The organism is Ralstonia soli, from assembly GCF_023955655.1.
GTDB classification, from domain to species: domain Bacteria; phylum Pseudomonadota; class Gammaproteobacteria; order Burkholderiales; family Burkholderiaceae; genus Ralstonia; species Ralstonia soli.
In genome coordinates this window covers 502,988-519,712 of the sequence record NZ_JAMXHT010000003.1, presented here as the reverse complement: position 1 = coordinate 519,712, position 16,725 = coordinate 502,988, and the positions used below count along the sequence as shown (strand labels likewise).

General features: G+C 59.6%; 18 protein-coding genes and 1 tRNA gene. 11 read left to right on the top strand and 8 right to left on the bottom strand.

The window, feature by feature from the left end; translation table 11 throughout:
• The first annotated feature begins 23 nt into the window (after positions 1-23).
• The 6 genes from tolB (at position 24) to NG900_RS09465 (ending at position 4,824) form a co-directional block, all read left to right on the top strand.
• Entirely contained in the window at positions 24-1,319 is a 1,296-nt protein-coding gene (tolB, locus tag NG900_RS09490; RefSeq protein WP_420804139.1) for a Tol-Pal system beta propeller repeat protein TolB, read from the top strand.
• A 28-nt stretch (positions 1,320-1,347) separates the two neighbouring features.
• Complete coding sequence (pal, locus tag NG900_RS09485; RefSeq protein ID WP_252679591.1) at positions 1,348-1,866, top strand: peptidoglycan-associated lipoprotein Pal; 519 nt, start codon at positions 1,348-1,350, stop codon at positions 1,864-1,866.
• Positions 1,867-1,947: 81 nt separating this feature from the next.
• Positions 1,948-2,721 (top strand): tol-pal system protein YbgF, encoded by a 774-nt coding sequence (gene ybgF, locus NG900_RS09480; RefSeq protein ID WP_252679589.1) that lies wholly within the window; start codon positions 1,948-1,950, stop codon positions 2,719-2,721.
• Positions 2,722-2,904: 183 nt separating this feature from the next.
• Positions 2,905-3,579, top strand: coding sequence for a 7-cyano-7-deazaguanine synthase QueC (queC, locus tag NG900_RS09475; RefSeq protein ID WP_252679586.1), 675 nt, complete (start codon positions 2,905-2,907; stop codon positions 3,577-3,579).
• A 6-nt stretch (positions 3,580-3,585) separates the two neighbouring features.
• Entirely contained in the window at positions 3,586-4,701 is a 1,116-nt protein-coding gene (locus tag NG900_RS09470; RefSeq protein WP_252679578.1) for a YeeE/YedE family protein, read from the top strand.
• Positions 4,702-4,748: 47 nt separating this feature from the next.
• Positions 4,749-4,824, top strand: a tRNA-Lys gene (locus NG900_RS09465).
• 937 nt (positions 4,825-5,761) lie between these two features.
• Here the strand turns inward: NG900_RS09465 and NG900_RS09460 are convergent.
• The 4 genes from NG900_RS09460 to NG900_RS09445 are packed head-to-tail and all read right to left on the bottom strand — an operon-like array spanning position 5,762 to position 8,257.
• A complete protein-coding gene (locus NG900_RS09460; RefSeq protein WP_252679576.1) occupies positions 5,762-6,607 on the bottom strand; it encodes a hypothetical protein in 846 nt (281 codons plus the stop codon).
• Positions 6,608-6,633: 26 nt separating this feature from the next.
• On the bottom strand, positions 6,634-7,563 hold the full coding sequence (locus NG900_RS09455; RefSeq protein WP_252679575.1) for an SOS response-associated peptidase family protein: 930 nt from the start codon (positions 7,561-7,563) through the stop codon (positions 6,634-6,636).
• A 48-nt stretch (positions 7,564-7,611) separates the two neighbouring features.
• Entirely contained in the window at positions 7,612-7,905 is a 294-nt protein-coding gene (locus NG900_RS09450) for a hypothetical protein (RefSeq protein WP_252679574.1), read from the bottom strand.
• A 10-nt stretch (positions 7,906-7,915) separates the two neighbouring features.
• On the bottom strand, positions 7,916-8,257 hold the full coding sequence (locus tag NG900_RS09445) for a hypothetical protein (protein ID WP_252679573.1): 342 nt from the start codon (positions 8,255-8,257) through the stop codon (positions 7,916-7,918).
• Between the two features lie 342 nt (positions 8,258-8,599).
• On the opposite strand from NG900_RS09445, the gene NG900_RS09440 reads away from it, so the two are divergent.
• A complete protein-coding gene (locus NG900_RS09440) occupies positions 8,600-9,643 on the top strand; it encodes a DUF2971 domain-containing protein (RefSeq protein ID WP_252679572.1) in 1,044 nt (347 codons plus the stop codon).
• 162 nt (positions 9,644-9,805) lie between these two features.
• Positions 9,806-10,771, top strand: a complete 966-nt coding sequence (locus NG900_RS09435) for a DUF6602 domain-containing protein (protein ID WP_252679571.1) — start codon at positions 9,806-9,808, stop codon at positions 10,769-10,771.
• 212 nt (positions 10,772-10,983) lie between these two features.
• Here the strand turns inward: NG900_RS09435 and NG900_RS09430 are convergent, their stop codons facing one another.
• The gene (locus NG900_RS09430; protein WP_252679569.1) at positions 10,984-11,757 is read right to left on the bottom strand and encodes an HNH endonuclease; all 774 of its coding nucleotides are present in this window, start codon (positions 11,755-11,757) and stop codon (positions 10,984-10,986) included.
• A 240-nt stretch (positions 11,758-11,997) separates the two neighbouring features.
• On the bottom strand, positions 11,998-12,537 hold the full coding sequence (locus tag NG900_RS09425; RefSeq protein ID WP_420804134.1) for a transcriptional regulator: 540 nt from the start codon (positions 12,535-12,537) through the stop codon (positions 11,998-12,000).
• A gap of 23 nt (positions 12,538-12,560) precedes the next feature.
• On the opposite strand from NG900_RS09425, the gene NG900_RS09420 reads away from it, so the two are divergent.
• Together NG900_RS09420 and NG900_RS09415 are read left to right on the top strand one after the other, a co-directional pair.
• On the top strand, positions 12,561-12,782 hold the full coding sequence (locus NG900_RS09420; protein ID WP_252679568.1) for a hypothetical protein: 222 nt from the start codon (positions 12,561-12,563) through the stop codon (positions 12,780-12,782).
• A gap of 75 nt (positions 12,783-12,857) precedes the next feature.
• Positions 12,858-13,199: a hypothetical protein gene (locus NG900_RS09415; RefSeq protein ID WP_252679567.1), complete on the top strand. Its 342-nt coding sequence runs from the start codon at positions 12,858-12,860 to the stop codon at positions 13,197-13,199.
• Positions 13,200-13,228: 29 nt separating this feature from the next.
• Here NG900_RS09415 and NG900_RS09410 read toward each other — a convergent pair whose 3' ends face one another.
• Entirely contained in the window at positions 13,229-13,786 is a 558-nt protein-coding gene (locus NG900_RS09410; RefSeq protein ID WP_252679565.1) for a hypothetical protein, read from the bottom strand.
• Positions 13,787-13,963: 177 nt separating this feature from the next.
• On the opposite strand from NG900_RS09410, the gene NG900_RS09405 reads away from it, so the two are divergent.
• Positions 13,964-14,437, top strand: a complete 474-nt coding sequence (locus NG900_RS09405) for a hypothetical protein (protein WP_252679564.1) — start codon at positions 13,964-13,966, stop codon at positions 14,435-14,437.
• Positions 14,438-14,619: 182 nt separating this feature from the next.
• Here NG900_RS09405 and NG900_RS09400 read toward each other — a convergent pair whose 3' ends face one another.
• Positions 14,620-16,620 (bottom strand): AAA family ATPase, encoded by a 2,001-nt coding sequence (locus NG900_RS09400; RefSeq protein ID WP_252679563.1) that lies wholly within the window; start codon positions 16,618-16,620, stop codon positions 14,620-14,622.
• Positions 16,621-16,725: the final 105 nt, after the last annotated feature.

Sequence of the window (16,725 nt, the reverse complement as noted above, 5' to 3'; positions counted from 1 at the left end):
GATTCGATACGGACACGAACATGATGCGAAAGATGTGGATCCCGATGTTCCGACGCGCCGCGCAGGCGTTGTTGTTGACCGCCGCCAGCGTGGGTGTGGCGCATGCCCAGCTCAACGTCGAAATTTCGGGCGTGGGCGCCAGCCAGTACCCGATCGCGATTGCTAACTTCCAGGGCGAGGCGCAGGCCCCGCAAAACCTCACGGCGATCGTCCGGGCCGACTTGGCGCGCAGCGGTCGCTTCTCGAACGTGGACGTCGCCGGTGCCGTGGTGCCGGAAAGTCCGGCCCCTGACCTGGGTGCCTGGAAGACCAAGGGGGCCGCAGCCTTCGTGGGCGGTACCGTGACCCGCAACGGCGACCGCTACGAAATCCGCTTCCGCCTGTATGACACCGCCAAGGGCGAAAGCCTGGGCGGCCTGTCGTTGACGCGCCGGCCCGAGCAACTGCGTCTGGCTGCGCACGAGATCGCCGACTATATCTATCAAAAGCTGATCGGCGAGCGCGGCATCTTCGCGACGCGCCTGTCGTACGTGTCGAAGGTCGGCCGCCGCTTCCAGCTGCAGATTTCCGACTCCGACGGCGCCAACCCGCAGATCGCGCTGACGAGCAACGAGCCGATCATTTCGCCGTCGTGGTCGCCGGATGGCACCAAGGTCGCGTATGTGTCGTTCGAGAGCAAGAAGCCGGTGGTCTACGTGCACGATCTGGTGGCGGGCCGCCGTACGGTCATCTCGAACCAGAAGGGCAACAACTCGGCGCCGGCCTGGTCGCCGGATGGCCGCCACGTGGCGGTGTCGCTCTCGCGCGATGGCAATACGCAAATCTACGTCGTCAATGCCGATGGTTCGGGCCTGCGCCGCCTGACCCGCAGCAGCGCGATCGATACGGAACCGTCGTTCTCGCCGGATGGCCGCTCCATCTACTTCACCAGCGACCGTGGCGGTGCGCCGCAGATCTACCGCATGTCGGCCGATGGCGAAGAAGGCGGCGGTGCTCAGCGCGTGACGTTCAAGGGTAGCTACAACACCAGCCCGCGCGTGTCCCCCGACGGCAAGCTGCTGGCGTACATTTCGCGCGTGGGCGGTGCCTTCCGCCTGTACACCCAGGATTTGACCAACGGCGATGTGAACGCGCTGACGGACACGTCGCACGATGAATCGCCGAGCTTTGCCGCCAACGGCAAGTTCATCCTGTATTCCACGCGCGTGGGCGGCAAGTCGGTGCTGGCTGCAGTGTCCACCGATGGCCGTACGCGTCAGGTTCTTTCCCTCCAGGCCGGCGAAGTGCGTGAGCCGGCGTGGGGTCCTTTCATGCAATAACAAGTCGTTCCTTTAGGAGAAATCGGACATGTCGAAGTCCCAAACCATGATCAAACTCGCAGCGGTTGCCGCGCTGCTGGCCCTGGGCGCTTGCAGCTCGGGTGTGAAGCTGGACGACACCGCCAAGAACGGTACGGGCGGTGCTGGTACGGGCGCGGACGCCCGCACCGTGACCCCGGTGGACGTGGGTGCCGACGAGCTGACCAACCCGAACAGCCCGCTGGCCAAGCGCAGCATCTACTTCGACTTCGACAGCTACTCGGTCAAGCCGGAATACCAGGGCCTGCTGGGCCAGCACTCGCGCTACCTGCAGTCGCACAACCAGCGCAAGATCCTGATCCAGGGCAACACCGACGAACGCGGCACCAGCGAATACAACCTGGCACTGGGCCAGAAGCGTGCCGAGGCCGTGCGTCGCGCACTGTCGTCGATGGGCGTGCCTGACAGCCAGATGGAAGCCGTGAGCCTGGGCAAGGAAAAGCCGCAGGCAACTGGCCACGACGAAGACTCGTGGGCGCAGAACCGCCGCGCCGATATCGTGTACTAATCGCGTCTGCTGATCGGCACGATTTGAAGTGACACACGCCGGCTGCGAGGTTGCGGCCGGCGTTCTTACGTTGGCAATCACATGAATACGATGATGAAACAGCGCGTCTCTCGAGCCATTCTGATGGCAGCATGTGTCGCGGGTGGCGCCCTGACCATGGCTGGCCCGGCAGCAGCGGGGGTGTTTGACGACGATGAGGCGCGTCGCGCCATCATCGATATGCGCGACAAGTTCAACAACTTCCAGTCGACGGCGGCGCAGCGCATCGACCAAAACAGCCGCAATGTCATCGACGCGCAGAACCAGATCGAGACGCTCAAGTCCGAGGTGGCGCGCCTGCGTGGTCAGAACGAGGTGTTGCAGAACGCCGTCGACACGCTGACCAAGCAGCAGAAGGATTACTACACCGACCTCGATGCGCGCCTGAAGAAGTTCGAGCCGCAACAGGCCACGGTGGAAGGCCGCGAGGGCATGGTCCAGCCCAACGAGAAGCCCGAGTACGACGCCGCGCTCAAGGCGTTCCAGAGCGGCGACTTCAAGGGCGCGGGCAACCAGTTCTCGGCGTTCGCCAAGAAGTACCCGCAAAGCCCGTATCTGCCTCTGGCGCAGTTCTGGCTGGGCAACGCGCTCTACGCACAGCGCGATTACAAGGGTTCGAGCTACGTGCTGGAGAACATGGCGCGCAGCAATCCGCAGCACCCGAAGGCACCCGACGCGCTGCTGCAGGTGGCGACCAACCAGGGCGAGTCGGGCCAGAAGGCGGCCGCGCGCAAGACGCTGGAATCGGTGGTGGCTCAGTACCCCGGCTCCGAGCAGGCCAAGACCGCACAAAGCCGTCTGAAGACGATGCGCTGATCGGCAAGCCGCTGTGTACCCGACGACGCCCGCCCGTGGCTGCACCGGCGGGCGTTTTTCATGGGGCGGCACATGGCGCGCACATGGGGGCGCATATGGCGGACATATGCCGCGGCGGGCGCGGGCAGGGCGGCGGCACGCTAAAATGCGGGCCTTCCCGATTGGCTTTGCAAGGCTTCGCCCATGAAAAAACGCGCCATCGTCCTGCTGTCCGGCGGGCTGGACTCCGCCACCGTGCTCGCCATGGCCAATGCCGATGGCTTCGAGACCTACGCGCTGTCGATGCGCTATGGCCAGCGCCACTCGTCTGAGCTGGAGGCGGCCAAGAAGGTGGCGGCTGCGCTGGGCGCGGTACGCCACGAAATCGTCGATCTGGATCTGCGCAAGTTCGGCGGCTCCGCGTTGACGGACGACAAGCTCGACGTGCCGACCGACGGCGCGCAATCGGGCATCCCCATCACGTACGTGCCGGCACGCAACACGATCATGCTGTCGCTGGCACTTGGCTGGGCGGAGGCGGTGGGCGCGCGCGACCTGTTCTTCGGTGCCAACGCGGTGGACTACTCGGGCTATCCGGACTGCCGCCCCGAATACGTCGCCGCCTACGAGACGCTCGCCAACCTGGCCACCAAGGCTGGCGTGGAAGGCGACCGCATCCGCGTGAACGCGCCAATCATCGACATGACCAAGGCGGAGATCATCCAGGCCGGCGTGCGACTGGGCGTGGACTACAGCATGACCGTGTCGTGCTACAAGGCCGACGACGATGGCCGCGCGTGCGGCGTGTGCGATTCGTGCCGCATCCGCAAGGCCGGCTTCGAGGCGGCCGGTGTTCCCGATCCGACCCGCTACGTCTGACACAGCATGCCCGATATCGATCTCAACGCGCTGTCCCACACCGTACTGTGGGGCACCTTTGCGCTCACGTTCCTCTTTGGGGCGATCCTGCAGCGCACCCACTTCTGCACGATGGGTGCGGTGTCCGATGTGGTCAACATCGGCGACTGGAGCCGCCTGCGCATGTGGGCGCTCGCCATCGGCGTGGCCATGATCGGCACGGGGGGCTTGAGCTGGCTCGGCCTGATCGATACGAGCAAGACGATCTACACGGCCGGCAAGCTGCTGTGGCTGTCGTCGCTGGTGGGCGGGTTCCTATTTGGCTTTGGCATGGTGCTGGGCTCGGGTTGCGGCAGCAAGACGCTGGTGCGCATTGGCGGCGGCAATCTCAAGTCGGTCGTGGTGTTCGTGTTCCTCGGGCTGTCGGCGTACATGACGCTCAAGGGTGTGTTCGGCGTGGTGCGCGTGGCAACCGTCGACAGCGTCGCCATTGCGCTGCCGACGTCGCAAGATTTGCCCAGCGTGCTCGGCCATGCGTTCTCGGTGAATGCGCGCATGTTGCGCCTCGTGCTGTCGCTGGTGATGGGCGGGGCGCTGTCGCTCTGGGCGCTGGTGGGGCGTGACTTCCGCACGGGGGACAATCTGCTCGGCGGCATCGGCGTTGGGCTCATCATCGTGGGCATGTGGTACGTGTCGGGCCACATTGGCTACGTGCAGGAAGATCCGAACACGCTGCAGGAGGCATTCGTCGCCACCAACAGCGGGCGCATGGAGGCGCTGAGCTTCGTGGCGCCGGTGTCGTACACGCTGGAATGGCTGATGTTCTTCAGCGATACGTCGAAGGTGCTGACGGTCGGCATCGTGAGCGTGCTGGGCGTGATTGCCGGTTCTGCCGTGGTGGCGCTGGCCACGCGTACGTTCCGCTGGGAAGGCTTCGCCAACGCAGAGGACACCGGCAACCACATCATCGGCGGCATCCTGATGGGCATCGGTGGCGTGACGGCGCTGGGCTGCACGATCGGGCAGGGCCTGTCGGGCGTCTCGACACTGGCGATCGGTTCGTTCATCGCGGTGGCGGGCATCCTGATCGGCGCGGTGCTGGCGTTCCGCTATCAGATGTGGAGGATGGAGCGTCTGGCCTAAGGGGCGTTGACAGAATCGCGGTTATCTCCCTATAATCGCGGTCTTTGGGGTCTTTAGCTCAGTCGGTAGAGCAGTAGACTTTTAATCTATTGGTCGCGGGTTCGAATCCCGCAGGACCCACCAAGTTTTACAAGGGCTGGCAGGCAACTGTCGGCCCTTTTGTTTTTCTCGGGGTTATGCCGGGGTTAGGGCACAGCGAACAGGCCTCCACTCGCGTGCTGTTCAAGCCACACGGCGCATCAATGATGCGTGGCTCGTTCCCAGACTCTTCCGGGATCAATGAGGGGGGGAGGGGGCAAACCTGTCTCGGATGGGCAGTTCTTGAGGCCGTCCCATAATTTTTTGAAAAACTTGGCGGTGTGCCTGATTTGCGCTTGTGCGCACCGTGCTCAATATGCGCCTCTGCTCCAGGCAGCCGACAGCTGCTTCACTCTCACTCTCCCCCACACTGCGACTACGGCCTTTCTGCTTGCCCTATCGTGGCCAACTGCCGTCAGAAGCCGCCACGGGTGGCCGTCCGCGAGCCGGCACCCTATGATGCTGTCATCGAAGCCAGCATCCACGCGGAGATCGGCTACACGATACGCAGATAAGGAAGTAGTGGTGACGGAGTGGTGCGCTACGCACGCCGCTCCTCATCGAATCGGCTGCTGGGGATGGGAGGGACTGGATTGTGCTCACTTTGCATGAGGCAATCGTTGAAGTTCTCTTGACTGCCGATGAGGCAATGACGGCGGGAGTGATTGCGGCAACATCGGACTTGCGGGGGACCGCTCAGCGCGTTCGCTTCGCCAGCGCCTCAGAGACCTCCTAAATCACTGCGCCGGAAAGACGTCGATCAACGGTCCCCACAGGGGCGGCGAGATCTTATGGCAATTGGCGAGGTACGAGTCGCTGTTGCTGCGCGCGATGCCCACGGATGGCCCACCAGTGCCGCGCGATACCGAGCGGGCTCTGCTGGAGGCATTCATGAAGTTACATGGCGCTCTTCCGTTCGCCAATCGCAAGGGGTAGAGGATCAATGAGGGATATGCGGTTTCCCTCTGGCTATTTGTAAGAGCTACCCCGCCGGCGCCTTCATAGTAGCGACCATTTCGGCAATAGCGCTTTGGGCGGTGGCAATAGATTTTTCCCTGAACGCGGCTCTTGCGGCCCGGTCTTCCGGTAGGCCTAGGTCAAGGCGCAGGTTGGACAGTGCCTCGTCCTGCAGCGTCTGAAGCTTTGGTATGTCCTTTGCAAGAGAGGTTACCGCTTCTTCGATTGCGGTTTTGAGCACATCATATGCAGCATCACGTTTTTTCGTGAAATCCGCTAATAGGGTCTCATGAATAAGCCTCTGCTGATTTATTCGCTCCCAGTATTCCTTGCCTTCCCCATTGATGTTCGCGTTCTTCATTAATTCGGTCAAAGCCGTGCCGGACGCGATGTGCTGATTCGTTAGATCGTTTAGAGATGACCATTTTGCATGCTTCATCTTGAGACCAAGTCTGGTGACGCCATTCTTGCCGACAAGCTCCCCTAGTTTCTGTGACAACGCCATTAAGCTCTCCGTGGAATTTTCTCCTGCGATTGCGTTTGCCGCTGCCAACTCCTTGGCTACTTCTGCCAGGGTGCTGGCGCAATCTTGATCTGAGGCGGACGGGTCCAGGTATTTTCCCAACACCACGGGAATCTGGCTTGACGCCTTTACTGCGGGGATATAGATGTCGAGCCTCATCTTGAGTTGCCTGTCCACATCAGCTTGCTTTTCATCGTAAGACTGCTTTAACTCCAGCATGCTCCGTGCGTGTTTGTTGTTGCGTCTGGAAGTTAGATCGGCAACGATAAAAGCACCGGCCACAGACAAAATGGCGGTCACGAATTCCTTGGGGATGGTGGCTATTGCCTCGGCGATTTCTTTAATCATTTTTCCGTACGGCGTTGCATGCGAGTTTAGGTGAAAAGGTGGTGTTCATAATATACAGCTGGGCGCGCATCCAGAATCGCCTCCATTGCATCTAGATTGGCCCGATCGGGGCTGAGCCATGCATCGATGTTCTCAGGCTTTATTGGCACCGGGCAGCGATCGTGGCCGGCCTCCGAAATCTCTGGGGGCGGATCGTCGGTGATGATGGCAAAAGAAAGAAGGTCCTTTTCGCCTGGCTTCGTCCAGCGAGACCATAGGCACGCGACCAGCAGAGTCTGCTGTGGCTCCGGCCGGAATTCGAGCACAACGTTTTTTCCATCTGGTCCGGTCACGTTCTCATAGAACGCGTCCACCAGGATCAGGCCGTGGGTATGGCCGTATTGAGCCTTCCAAAAGCCTCGCAGGTTGTCGCGGCGGGCGTTGTAGGTGCCGGGAAACTGAGCGTCGTAGAAGGCAGGCTTGCCGGCGGGGCGACACTGGTAGCGCATCGGCTTGACGACGCGTCGGCCGTTCTCCATCACCATCACCGGGGCATACCAGCCAGGGAAGATACGTGCGTCCCTTGGCGTAATCTCTGTACTCCTGAGCTCTTCCAGCTTGCCTTTGGTCCACGCAATCTTGTTGGTGGCGATGCGCACCTCTTCTGAGGCCTTCTTTGACACCTTCACCGCCAGGGCCTGCTGACCCTTCTCCAGGCGCTCGGCCTGCTTTGCCAATTCTTGCAGCAGCTCGATCTCATCGGCGGCCATGCGTGCCCGTATCACCTCAGCAATCTTGCGCTCCTCGTCAGTCTCAGGCGAAACGAGGAAGGGCGCAGTCATGGCCTTGGGAACACGCATCTTCGGATTGTTGAAGTACGCGACCACCATCCGCGTGAACTCATCCAGCGACATGATGGCACCGTACTCGTGAACGAATCGCCGATAGTCGGCCTCGATTTGGGCGGAGTAGCACATTGGCGCGGAGCCCCGGGTGGGCTGTCTCATCATACGCTGGGCACTTGTTCACCTTCGGTCGCCTAGCGGTGTCTCTACCTGCATCTTCGCGATCATCTCGGAGAGCCAACGCTCTTGCTGTAGAGCGCGGCGAAGTGCAAACAGTGCCGCTCCTTTGGGGTTGTCGGGGTACACAAAGTAGTGCTCTGCTTCCAGGCGCCAAGCGTAGTACGCGACATCGTGGAGAGCGCGAATCTCCCACAAGAGCCGCGTCACCGTCTCGTTGTCGCGATTTAGCTCGGCGAGTTGATGAAGCTCAGCAAGAGACAACGCGGGAAAGCGCTCGCGGATTGGCTTCGACATAGAGTCCCCGTCACTCCGTGCCCTCGCGGCGCGATGTGCCCGCTCGACGTGGTAGTAGTTTGCCGGCTGCAACCGTGGCTCGGTAGGCGGCCTTCTCTGCAAGGTCTTCCTGGAACCAGGTCTCGGCCTCCAGCTCTCTGTGTGAGGCGGCGACCGCGATGCCGAACGCATCCGCTCGATGACCAGGTCCTGCAGCCTCCGCCACCTGGTGCGCCCGCAAAACGATGTTCTGCAACGCGCGCACCTCCATCAACAACCGCCGTACGACCGGGTCGCTGCCATGGCGGTCGCCGATGATGCGGAGCTGGGCGCGTGACAGCGCCGGGTATTCGAGGCGGAGGGGGGAGGGCATGGCTGCGGTGCTGTATATGCATACAGTATCTGAGGCGGGGCGGGACTCGTCAACGCTGACATTGTTGACATGCCTCCGACTTCACCTGCGCGCTAGTGGGGCGCTTACGGTTGCAGAGCTCCGGCCCATGGCCCGAACCCTGATCGCCCCTCCAGCGGCCGCCAATGCGGCCTGCAGGCCCATTCCCGAAGGGTGGAGAGGGGGCTGCCCCAGGGGCTTGTCACTCGGCGCGCGCGGTTGGGACCTCGCCTGCCTGTGCGCTTCATCGAGTCGTTTTTATGCAAATGCACGAATGTCAGAGGGGCCAGCAGCAAGGCCTAGTACGGTCGTGGCGGACAGCGCATGCGTATGCAGATTTATGCACTTGGCCCCCGCACCGGTGTACGATCAGCGGAAGGGGACGGGGAAAAGATGACTTCAGACGATGAGCTGTACCAGCCGTTTCATCGTGCCTTGTGGGCCGATTTGGAAAATGGGGAAACGTTTCCAAACAAAAGGCCTCTGCTGGCGCACTACACGTCAATCTCGACGCTCGACGCAATCATGTCGAACGACGAAGTTTGGTTCTCCAACCCGATGTTCATGAACGACGTGGAAGAACTCCGCTTCGGCATGAACGAGGGGCTGCACGCGCTTCTTCGCAGCGAAACCATAAGAGCTGCCTGTGGAGATGAGCCACGATACAAGGCTCTGCTTGACGCATTTTCCGGCTACTTCAACCGGTTCGCTGTCGAACACGCATTTGATACGTATATCGTCTGTCTGTCGAAGCACGAGGAGCCGGAGGACATAGATGGTAGGCTTTCTATGTGGAGAGGCTACGGTGGCAACGGAGACGGTGCCGCAATCGTGTTCGACGTCTCCAAGCTAGCCTACAACGAGAATTCTCCGCTCGTATTGGCGCCCGTGGACTATCTTTCGACCGCGAAGCGCAGGGAGTGGATCACCGGCAAGATCGATCAGGCGGCAGGCTTGATTCAAGCCGGAGCATTTCCGATCGAGAAACTTTACCTGGCTGCCCATGCTCTCCTGGAGCGGATCAAGTTTTTCGCGCTCTTTACCAAGCACGATGGTTTCAGGGAAGAGCAAGAGTGGCGCGTTGTCTATATGCCCGAGCGAGACAAAGCGGGGAAGCTTCGCGACATGTTCAACTATGCGGTCGGGCCTCGCGGCATCGAGCCAAAGCTTCGATTCAAGGTTGGTCATATCGACGGGATCACCGCCGAAGACATGTCTATGGAAAAGGTCGTCAAGAAGATCATCTTGGGGCCATCACTGTCCAGCGATCTCGCGATCACCGCAGTAAAGCGCATGTTGACCAAGAACGGGAAGGTCGAACTCTGCGACCGAGTTTCCGCATCTACCACGCCTTATCGAACGCGATAGGCAAAACCAGCGCACGTTTGCAGTGGTGCCGACTTCATCGTTACTGACTTCGGCCCCCGAGTCGGCAACGGTTGATCCTCGCCTGATCGAGGACATACATCCTCGTTTCGCAGCCGGCATCCCAGTACAGCGCGAAGAACGTAACCGCATACGGCATTCACCATGGCTGATAAAAACCAGTATCAGGCGCTCCTCAGGGCTAAGGTCATTTCCGCTGTCGAGCACGCGAGGGCGGCCGCCGGCCTCACCCACCAAGGAGTCAAAGGAACAGTGCTTGAGATTCTAGTGGGCCAACTGTTTCGCCCCCTGCTGCCATCCGACATCGGTATCGGGACCGGGCAAATTGTCGAAAGTTACACAGGGCGCTTATCGGGGCAGGTCGACATCATCCTCTACGACCGATCGATACTGCCGCCGGTCCTCTTGGACGACAAGGTGGGGGTATTTCCGATCGAGTCCGTCCTTTACGCGATCGAAGTGAAGACTACGCTCAATGCCTCTGAGCTAACGCAGGCACACGAAAGCGCGAAGGACCTGCAACTCAATTTCGGATACCTACCTGGCCAGCGCAAGGAAGGGAAGGTCGTTGAGCAACATCAGATCGAAAAGGTGCGTTCAGTGCTTTTTGCGTTGAAGACAGACCTCTCAGGAAACAATCTGAACGAGGGTGAGCGATACAAGAGGCTTTATAAAGAGGAGACGGCCTACTTGCGCGCCATATGTGTGGCCGGGCGTGAATACTGGTATGACAACGGCACTCACTGGGTCGGTGGATTCGATTGCGACCAATATGACGGTGTTCTCGCGTTTATCGGCGGCATTACCAACACCTACCGCACTGTGGCAGCAAGCCGGGGACATCCGCTTCTAGGCAACTACATTGTCCCCAGTGAAGTTATGACGTTCGCTTCTCTACCTTCCGGGACGGCTCCAATACTACGCGGGATATGTACCACCTGCGGGCTTGAGGGAGATATTACCCCTGACGTGCCTCCAATCGAATTGACGGTCAATGGCGCTATTCATGTCCCGTGTCCGCACTGCGATGGCAAGGTGGCATCCGAGCCCGCGCAATACAAATTCTCTGCTGGCAAGCTCGTGTCTATCGCCCCTCTTGAGGCGAAGTAGTGCTTCCCTTGAGCGGCGTATTGGATCACCTTGGCTCGCACCACGCGCCATGGAGGCGATACAGCGCTCTGACTGCATATTGCACATCGTCTTGGACGGCAGGTTGTCGGACTTTGCCGTCGCCCAGGCTGAGTGATGCGTGAGGTGGCTTTATGTTTCTTGCCCGCCCTTGGCAGCATCGCCTCCGCTAGGAGGGTAAGGCGTCTACGCAGTTACTCAGGCTCGGAGTTTTCAATCGAGTACGCAGCCCCGAAGTGTCGTTCTCGATGGCAGTTAGGACAAAGGGCTAGTGCGTTCTCTTCAGTATCGAGTCCGCCATCTGCAAGGCGTTGAATATGGTGCACTTCGAGGTACGCGCTTCCGTTAGGCCGGAAGAATGGTGCTGGCTTACGGCAGCCCTCACACTTTCCCTTTGATCGACAAAGGACTTGGGCGATGACGTACGGATTTCTTCGGTAAACAGTCGTTGTTACCGTCATCTTTTCAGGGATTCGAGGCATTAGCGTGATGGCTCGCTTGCGCTCGTCTTCTGTTGCGAGCAGGGCTTTCCCGACTTGAAGGTCCAGATCGATAGATTCCGCAATACCTGCATCTATCTCGGAGAGCTTAGCCAGAAAAAAGCCGTGAACACGTTCTGGAACGCGGTAGGATGGATTTTTCTTTTTGATGTACTCGACGTGATCATTGAGTGTGTACAACGCCGTGGTCAAGGGCACCGGTCCTAACGCTGAAATTCTTTCGAGGTTGTACATCCAACCTTCCTCAGAGATTGTGTTTTGAATAAGACGACGGGTCAGTAGGTATAGATAGCACTGCCAATACCCGTTTGCCGTGCGGACTTGGTTGGGTGCGAGATTTAGGCGCGACATGAAAAGCTGGCTGGCCTTATTCGCCGGTAACATCCCTTCGTAAACTTGGCGAGATATTTCGTACCCAACCTCGATCATTTCTGGCGTACTCTTTTGTTTCTGTTTCTTCTCGGCCATTTCGCTCTTCAGTCTTGTTTTTGAGGGGCCGGACGGACGCGAGCGTGCGCCGGTCAAAGTGTCAATAGCGCCACGAGGTGTCGAACCGCTCAGTTGGCTTCGTCGGTGGACAGATGATGCCTGAGCGCGCCGCCCCGCCTGGCTGTCTTTTGACTCTTCCCGATAAAAGCGTACGGTGCGCTGGCGTGTGGTGTAACCACGATTCGGAGGCCGGTCAGGGCTGTCACAGCATGGACTGTACTAGCCAGCCCACATTTCTCCGTCGAGCGCGAGCTGTTCAGCCAAGTCCAAGACGAGCTTGCGGCGAACCTCGGGCATCGCCCTTAGCCGTGCTAATAGCTCGGCCTCGTCTGCCGAGAGGATGCCCAGATCGCCCGCTTTCGCCTTCCTCTTCCGGGGCTTGGTTGCCGATTCCGGAATCCCATAACGCAGCCACTGCAGCGGGACGTCCAGCCATACCGCCAGTGTCTCCATTTTGTCGAGGGTCGGCATCGCTGTGCCCACCAACCACTTATGCGCGGCCTGAGCTGAGACAGGCTCGCCCGTGGTTCGCAGGTTGAACTGGAGAGCAAGTTCAGCCGCCGAGCTGATCTTTTTCGAGCTACGGGTAAGCGCCTGCTTTAGGCGTTCGGCGAAAGCGTGTTTTTCTTCCAGGCTGGGCATGCCCAGCAGTGTCGGAGAGCCATTCCGATGCCAGGAAACCAAATGGTTTGAAGAATAATCCAGGTGGTTTATATTTGGCTGTGGAGCGGGGCAGCGGGCAGAGACTTCGGTAGCCATCTGCTAGTGCCAAGGAGGCTAACGTGGGCGACGAAGACGAGAAACAAGACCTCAGCGGATGGGTGATTCCGACTGAAGAAGAGCGACAAAAGAACGCCCGTACCGACGCGGCGCTTACCGTGCTGGTGTCGATGGGGTTGGCAACCGCATTCTTTGCTCTCTTCGGCGGAGTGCGTGGGGCTGTGTCCGGCGCCATAGTTGGGGCCTTCTGGGGCGCATACAGGATATGGACCGGCGATGCCTAAGGGAGCGCAACTCCTTCAACGTGCACGCCCGGCAAGGATGTATCACCGATTCAAGTCTGGTAGTAGGGGGTGGTCATGAAGCCATCAATTCTCCCCTGGGTGCTCGCCGTAACCGCATCCTGTGTCGCACTGGACGCCTTCTCGCAGGACACAGACCAGTCGATCCTGCTACGACAGATCCGTGACCAAATGGCGCTCCAGCAGTTGCAGCAGCAACAGGCCGAGCTGCGGGGGAAATCTACGACCTCACTCTTCGACCAGATCGATAGCTCGACGAGTACGCCGGAACGGACTCGAAACACCGTTGAGCAGACTAGGCAACTACAACTGCAGAATGAAATTATGGCTCAGTGCCTACAACTGCTAAGAAATGGCGAGAACAGTCTGCCATCAATCTGTAACAGCATGGTGCACTAACGACCGTAACCTCAACTCTGGACCAGTATCTATGCGGCATCAGCTGACTGGGTAGCGTTCAACACACCATGCCCCGGCGATTGTTGGGCAAAGAGCTCTCGGAGGAACTCGGTTTCCAGCTTGCGGTGCTGCCAGCCCACCAGGGTGCCGCATGGAAACAGGTTGAGGTGCTGAGGGATCGGGATGTAGTCGGGGAATACGCTGTCTGGCCGATGTTTGTTCTCCTCGTTGGTCATGATGACCGTCCTGTCGCGCTCAAGGAAGAAGTTAAAGAACTCTGCCAACTCCATCGGCTCGGAACGATTGAAATACAGAGTCTGCGCAGTAGTCGCGCGGTCTTGTTTGTGTCCTCGCTGCAACTGCCTTGGTGGCCGCTTAAAGTCATGCTCGGCAAACACTTGAAGCGCTGCAGGCGTGACTCCAATGACGCGCCAAGACCACGGGCGCGCCCCCATTAGGCCGGTAAGCATTCGCGTTGCATCAGCCTTCGTAAACCCTTTTGGGTACGCCCTGATCGCTTCAAACTGAGCGACGTAGATCGAGTGCAACGCCGCACGTAACTCTTGGTCTGAAAGGATGGACTGCATCTTTTACCCCAGCGTCAGTTGCTACATCAAAGCAGTGGCGTCGTTATTTTCGGCTCTACCCCTGCATCCAGAGGCTGGCAAGCAAAAGGACGCCTATCCAGTGAGCCAGGGCCGGGCAGTTGAGAGCTTGCTGGCAAATCATAGAATAGAGCTATCAAGATTTTGGGGGGTAGTGCCATGAGCGATGCTATTCATCGTCAAGGCAGCTTGCACAGCAGCGATGACAGGCGCTTGGCCGCAATTCAGTACGTCCTGCTTGGCAGCATGCGCCGCGCGGCCGAGGCCTCCGGTATCCCCGTCCGCACTCTCTACGATTGGCAGAAGACCGACTGGTGGGAGACCCTCGTCGCGCAAGTTCGCACGGAAATGGAGGGGGAGCTCGATGCCACTCTGTCCAAGATGATTCAGTTGGCACTTGCCGCCACCATGGATCGGCTGGAGAACGGCGACTATGTCGTGACCACCAAGGGCGAAACCGTGCGCAAGCCTATCTCGGCGCGTGACGCCATGGCGATCTTGGCGCTGGCTATCGACAGGCGGCAGGTATTGCGAGACGCGATGGCTACTGCGCCGCAGCAGCGCTTAGGGAACTTGGCCGACCGGCTGCGTGAACTCGGGGAGCACAGGAGAGACGCCACCGTACCCGCGTAACGGTACGGCGTTGGGGGAGTGCTTCAGCCGGTCAGTTCATCGCCTGAGACGCTGTTCGATTTTTTTCTGGCTAGACAGACGGACGCCAGCCCGGACAGAACCGGACATTTGCGGACATCGCGAACAAAACCGGACAGACATGGACACACACCTATAGGTGTGTCCTGTCCCGTCTGATGTCTTCAAGCTTCGATGTCGTCGGCATCTTTCGTTGATCCAGCTGCCAGGGATAGAACGCCGGTTGGTGAGCGAACGATCGAGCGATCCTGTTGGGCGGTTTCGAGCGCGCGGTTGAAGCCTTGCCGCCTAGCCTCTTCGGTAAGCTGAGGGCAAGCCTTGTAGAAGGCCTCGCGGATTTCGACCTCCAGCGCTCCTTCTTTGAAGCCGCGCATCACTGTCAGCAGCATGGCGTAATGCTTGCTGTACCGGCGAGGGCCCGTCGCGGGAGTACAGGTGGATAAACCATCTGAGAATGCAGCCGCAAGGGAGCTGATGGGAGTCCCATCTTCGTCCTCGTCGAGGTTCACTACGCGCAGATCGAACACGAGCGGTTCCGGGAGATCTGCGTCCTTCATCTTCTCGCCGATCAGTTTGGCCGTGTGAGCAAAGCCTTCCATCCGGAACATGAAGTCGGAGTTGGCTCTGATCGCAGAGCTTCCCCGTGCGCGCGTCTTGTCGTGGCCTGAATGGTGGATGAGGATGAGTGATGAACCTGGGCAGATCCCCCGAATTTCGGTTGCAAGGGTGCGGAGGAAGGTAGCTATCTCGCTGGACGAGTTCTCATCACCGTCGAAGTTCTGGCTGAGGGTGTCGACGACGATCAGCACAGGGTCGCCGATCTCGGTGCGAAGCCGTTGGATCTCCGCTTTGACCCTTGCGACGCAGGTCGCATCGTTCAGTGGTAGCGGATTTGTGCACACGCGGAGAGCCGCTGTGTCCGGGGCCAGATCGTGGCGCTGGTGCCAAGCTTCAATGCGGTAGCGCAGACTGGTGCCACCTTCGCCAGCGATATACAGAACCGGGCCGCTCACAGTTTTTCGCCCGCACCACGGCATGCCATGCGCAATATGCAAGGCCAAATCGAGCGCGACGAACGTCTTATAGGAACCGCTCTCCCCATAGATGATCCCCGTCCCGTCTGAGGGGATCAGGCCTTTCACAATCCAGCGGCGGCCGTTAGCTATACCGCAGAGCGTGGCGTAGTCCTTGAATAATCCTGGCGTGCTGCGAGGAGTGGGCATGCCGCTATCGCCTGTATTTCCTGTGCTCCCTGTATAGGGCAGTGCCAAGACGCTCTCGACGTCCTTCCGCAGTGCGTCGCCCGACAGCGGCGGACGTGTAGTGTCTGCGTGATCCCTCAATGGGCTCTTCTCTAGCACGGAAACGATGTGATCCACGGTATAGCCAACCGTGCGGAGGGCGCGGTAGGCTGCAGCGCGAGCCTCGCTGGGGGACTTGTACCCAGACGCTGTGCTGTGCCCGTGCTTCAGCAGCGCAACAATATGGTCGGGTAGTTCGACCTTGGGTGGTTTAGCGCTCGGCGATTGCGGCGCCGGATCATTCGCTGGCTCTCTCCCTCCATGCTCAAGACCTAGCAAGAGCTCGAAGAGGTCGTCCGGCATCTCTGCGATGTCTGCATCCAGGTCCTTCCACCTATACATGCCGACTGGCGTGGCAGACGGTGCTGCGAGGAGTATCGAGTTACCTGCGATGATGTCGAGGCCGGAGTAATCGGGGCACGGGCCAAGCTTCACGTTCGTGTGCTTCCGCAACTTCTGCTGCTGCTCCGGTTTGAGCTTGAACAACTTGTGCCAGCCCCCTGACTGAGACCGTTGCGTCAGGGTCGTTCTAACAGGCGGGTACTTGGCTGCGAGCCATGCAAGGGTTCGCGCTCCCGCTTTTCCGTCCTTCGTATCGAAGTCCAGGGCAACGTACTCGTCGCCCATGAACAGGCCGATATTGTCGTCAGGATACGCAGCCCAATGCTTCTGGACGTCTTCAACTGTGCGCAGCGGATGCTGTTGCCAGTCTTTGGCGTAGGGGTTTTTGGCGCGCGGCTGCACAGGGACCACCGGATGCCCGCACACCACGTAGAACTCGGCGGCTTCATTAGGCTTGGTTAGGTCGTACCGATTTTTAGTGGCTTGACTGGCGGCGACAGCGGGATTTTGTTGGTGCGGCATATTGCATTCACAGAATATGTTCGAGGCAGAGCGGCGTTGGACACCGCCTGCCCCAACGCGCTCAACGGGCTGTTGTGGCGACGATGTTCTTCAAGCGCTGGCTAG

Excerpts from the sequence above, each read along its gene's own strand:
- tolB (WP_420804139.1), top strand. The coding sequence starts at position 24 with ATGCGAAAGATGTGGATCCCGATGTTCCGACGCGCCGCGCAGGCGTTG.
- pal (WP_252679591.1), top strand. The coding sequence starts at position 1,348 with ATGTCGAAGTCCCAAACCATGATCAAACTCGCAGCGGTTGCCGCGCTG.
- ybgF (WP_252679589.1), top strand. The coding sequence starts at position 1,948 with ATGAATACGATGATGAAACAGCGCGTCTCTCGAGCCATTCTGATGGCA.
- queC (WP_252679586.1), top strand. The coding sequence starts at position 2,905 with ATGAAAAAACGCGCCATCGTCCTGCTGTCCGGCGGGCTGGACTCCGCC.
- NG900_RS09470 (WP_252679578.1), top strand. The coding sequence starts at position 3,586 with ATGCCCGATATCGATCTCAACGCGCTGTCCCACACCGTACTGTGGGGC.
- NG900_RS09460 (WP_252679576.1), bottom strand. The coding sequence starts at position 6,607 with ATGATTAAAGAAATCGCCGAGGCAATAGCCACCATCCCCAAGGAATTC.
- NG900_RS09455 (WP_252679575.1), bottom strand. The coding sequence starts at position 7,563 with ATGTGCTACTCCGCCCAAATCGAGGCCGACTATCGGCGATTCGTTCAC.
- NG900_RS09450 (WP_252679574.1), bottom strand. The coding sequence starts at position 7,905 with ATGTCGAAGCCAATCCGCGAGCGCTTTCCCGCGTTGTCTCTTGCTGAG.
- NG900_RS09445 (WP_252679573.1), bottom strand. The coding sequence starts at position 8,257 with ATGCCCTCCCCCCTCCGCCTCGAATACCCGGCGCTGTCACGCGCCCAG.
- NG900_RS09440 (WP_252679572.1), top strand. The coding sequence starts at position 8,600 with ATGCGTATGCAGATTTATGCACTTGGCCCCCGCACCGGTGTACGATCA.
- NG900_RS09435 (WP_252679571.1), top strand. The coding sequence starts at position 9,806 with ATGGCTGATAAAAACCAGTATCAGGCGCTCCTCAGGGCTAAGGTCATT.
- NG900_RS09430 (WP_252679569.1), bottom strand. The coding sequence starts at position 11,757 with ATGGCCGAGAAGAAACAGAAACAAAAGAGTACGCCAGAAATGATCGAG.
- NG900_RS09425 (WP_420804134.1), bottom strand. The coding sequence starts at position 12,537 with ATGGCTACCGAAGTCTCTGCCCGCTGCCCCGCTCCACAGCCAAATATA.
- NG900_RS09415 (WP_252679567.1), top strand. The coding sequence starts at position 12,858 with ATGAAGCCATCAATTCTCCCCTGGGTGCTCGCCGTAACCGCATCCTGT.
- NG900_RS09410 (WP_252679565.1), bottom strand. The coding sequence starts at position 13,786 with ATGCAGTCCATCCTTTCAGACCAAGAGTTACGTGCGGCGTTGCACTCG.
- NG900_RS09405 (WP_252679564.1), top strand. The coding sequence starts at position 13,964 with ATGAGCGATGCTATTCATCGTCAAGGCAGCTTGCACAGCAGCGATGAC.
- NG900_RS09400 (WP_252679563.1), bottom strand. The coding sequence starts at position 16,620 with ATGCCGCACCAACAAAATCCCGCTGTCGCCGCCAGTCAAGCCACTAAA.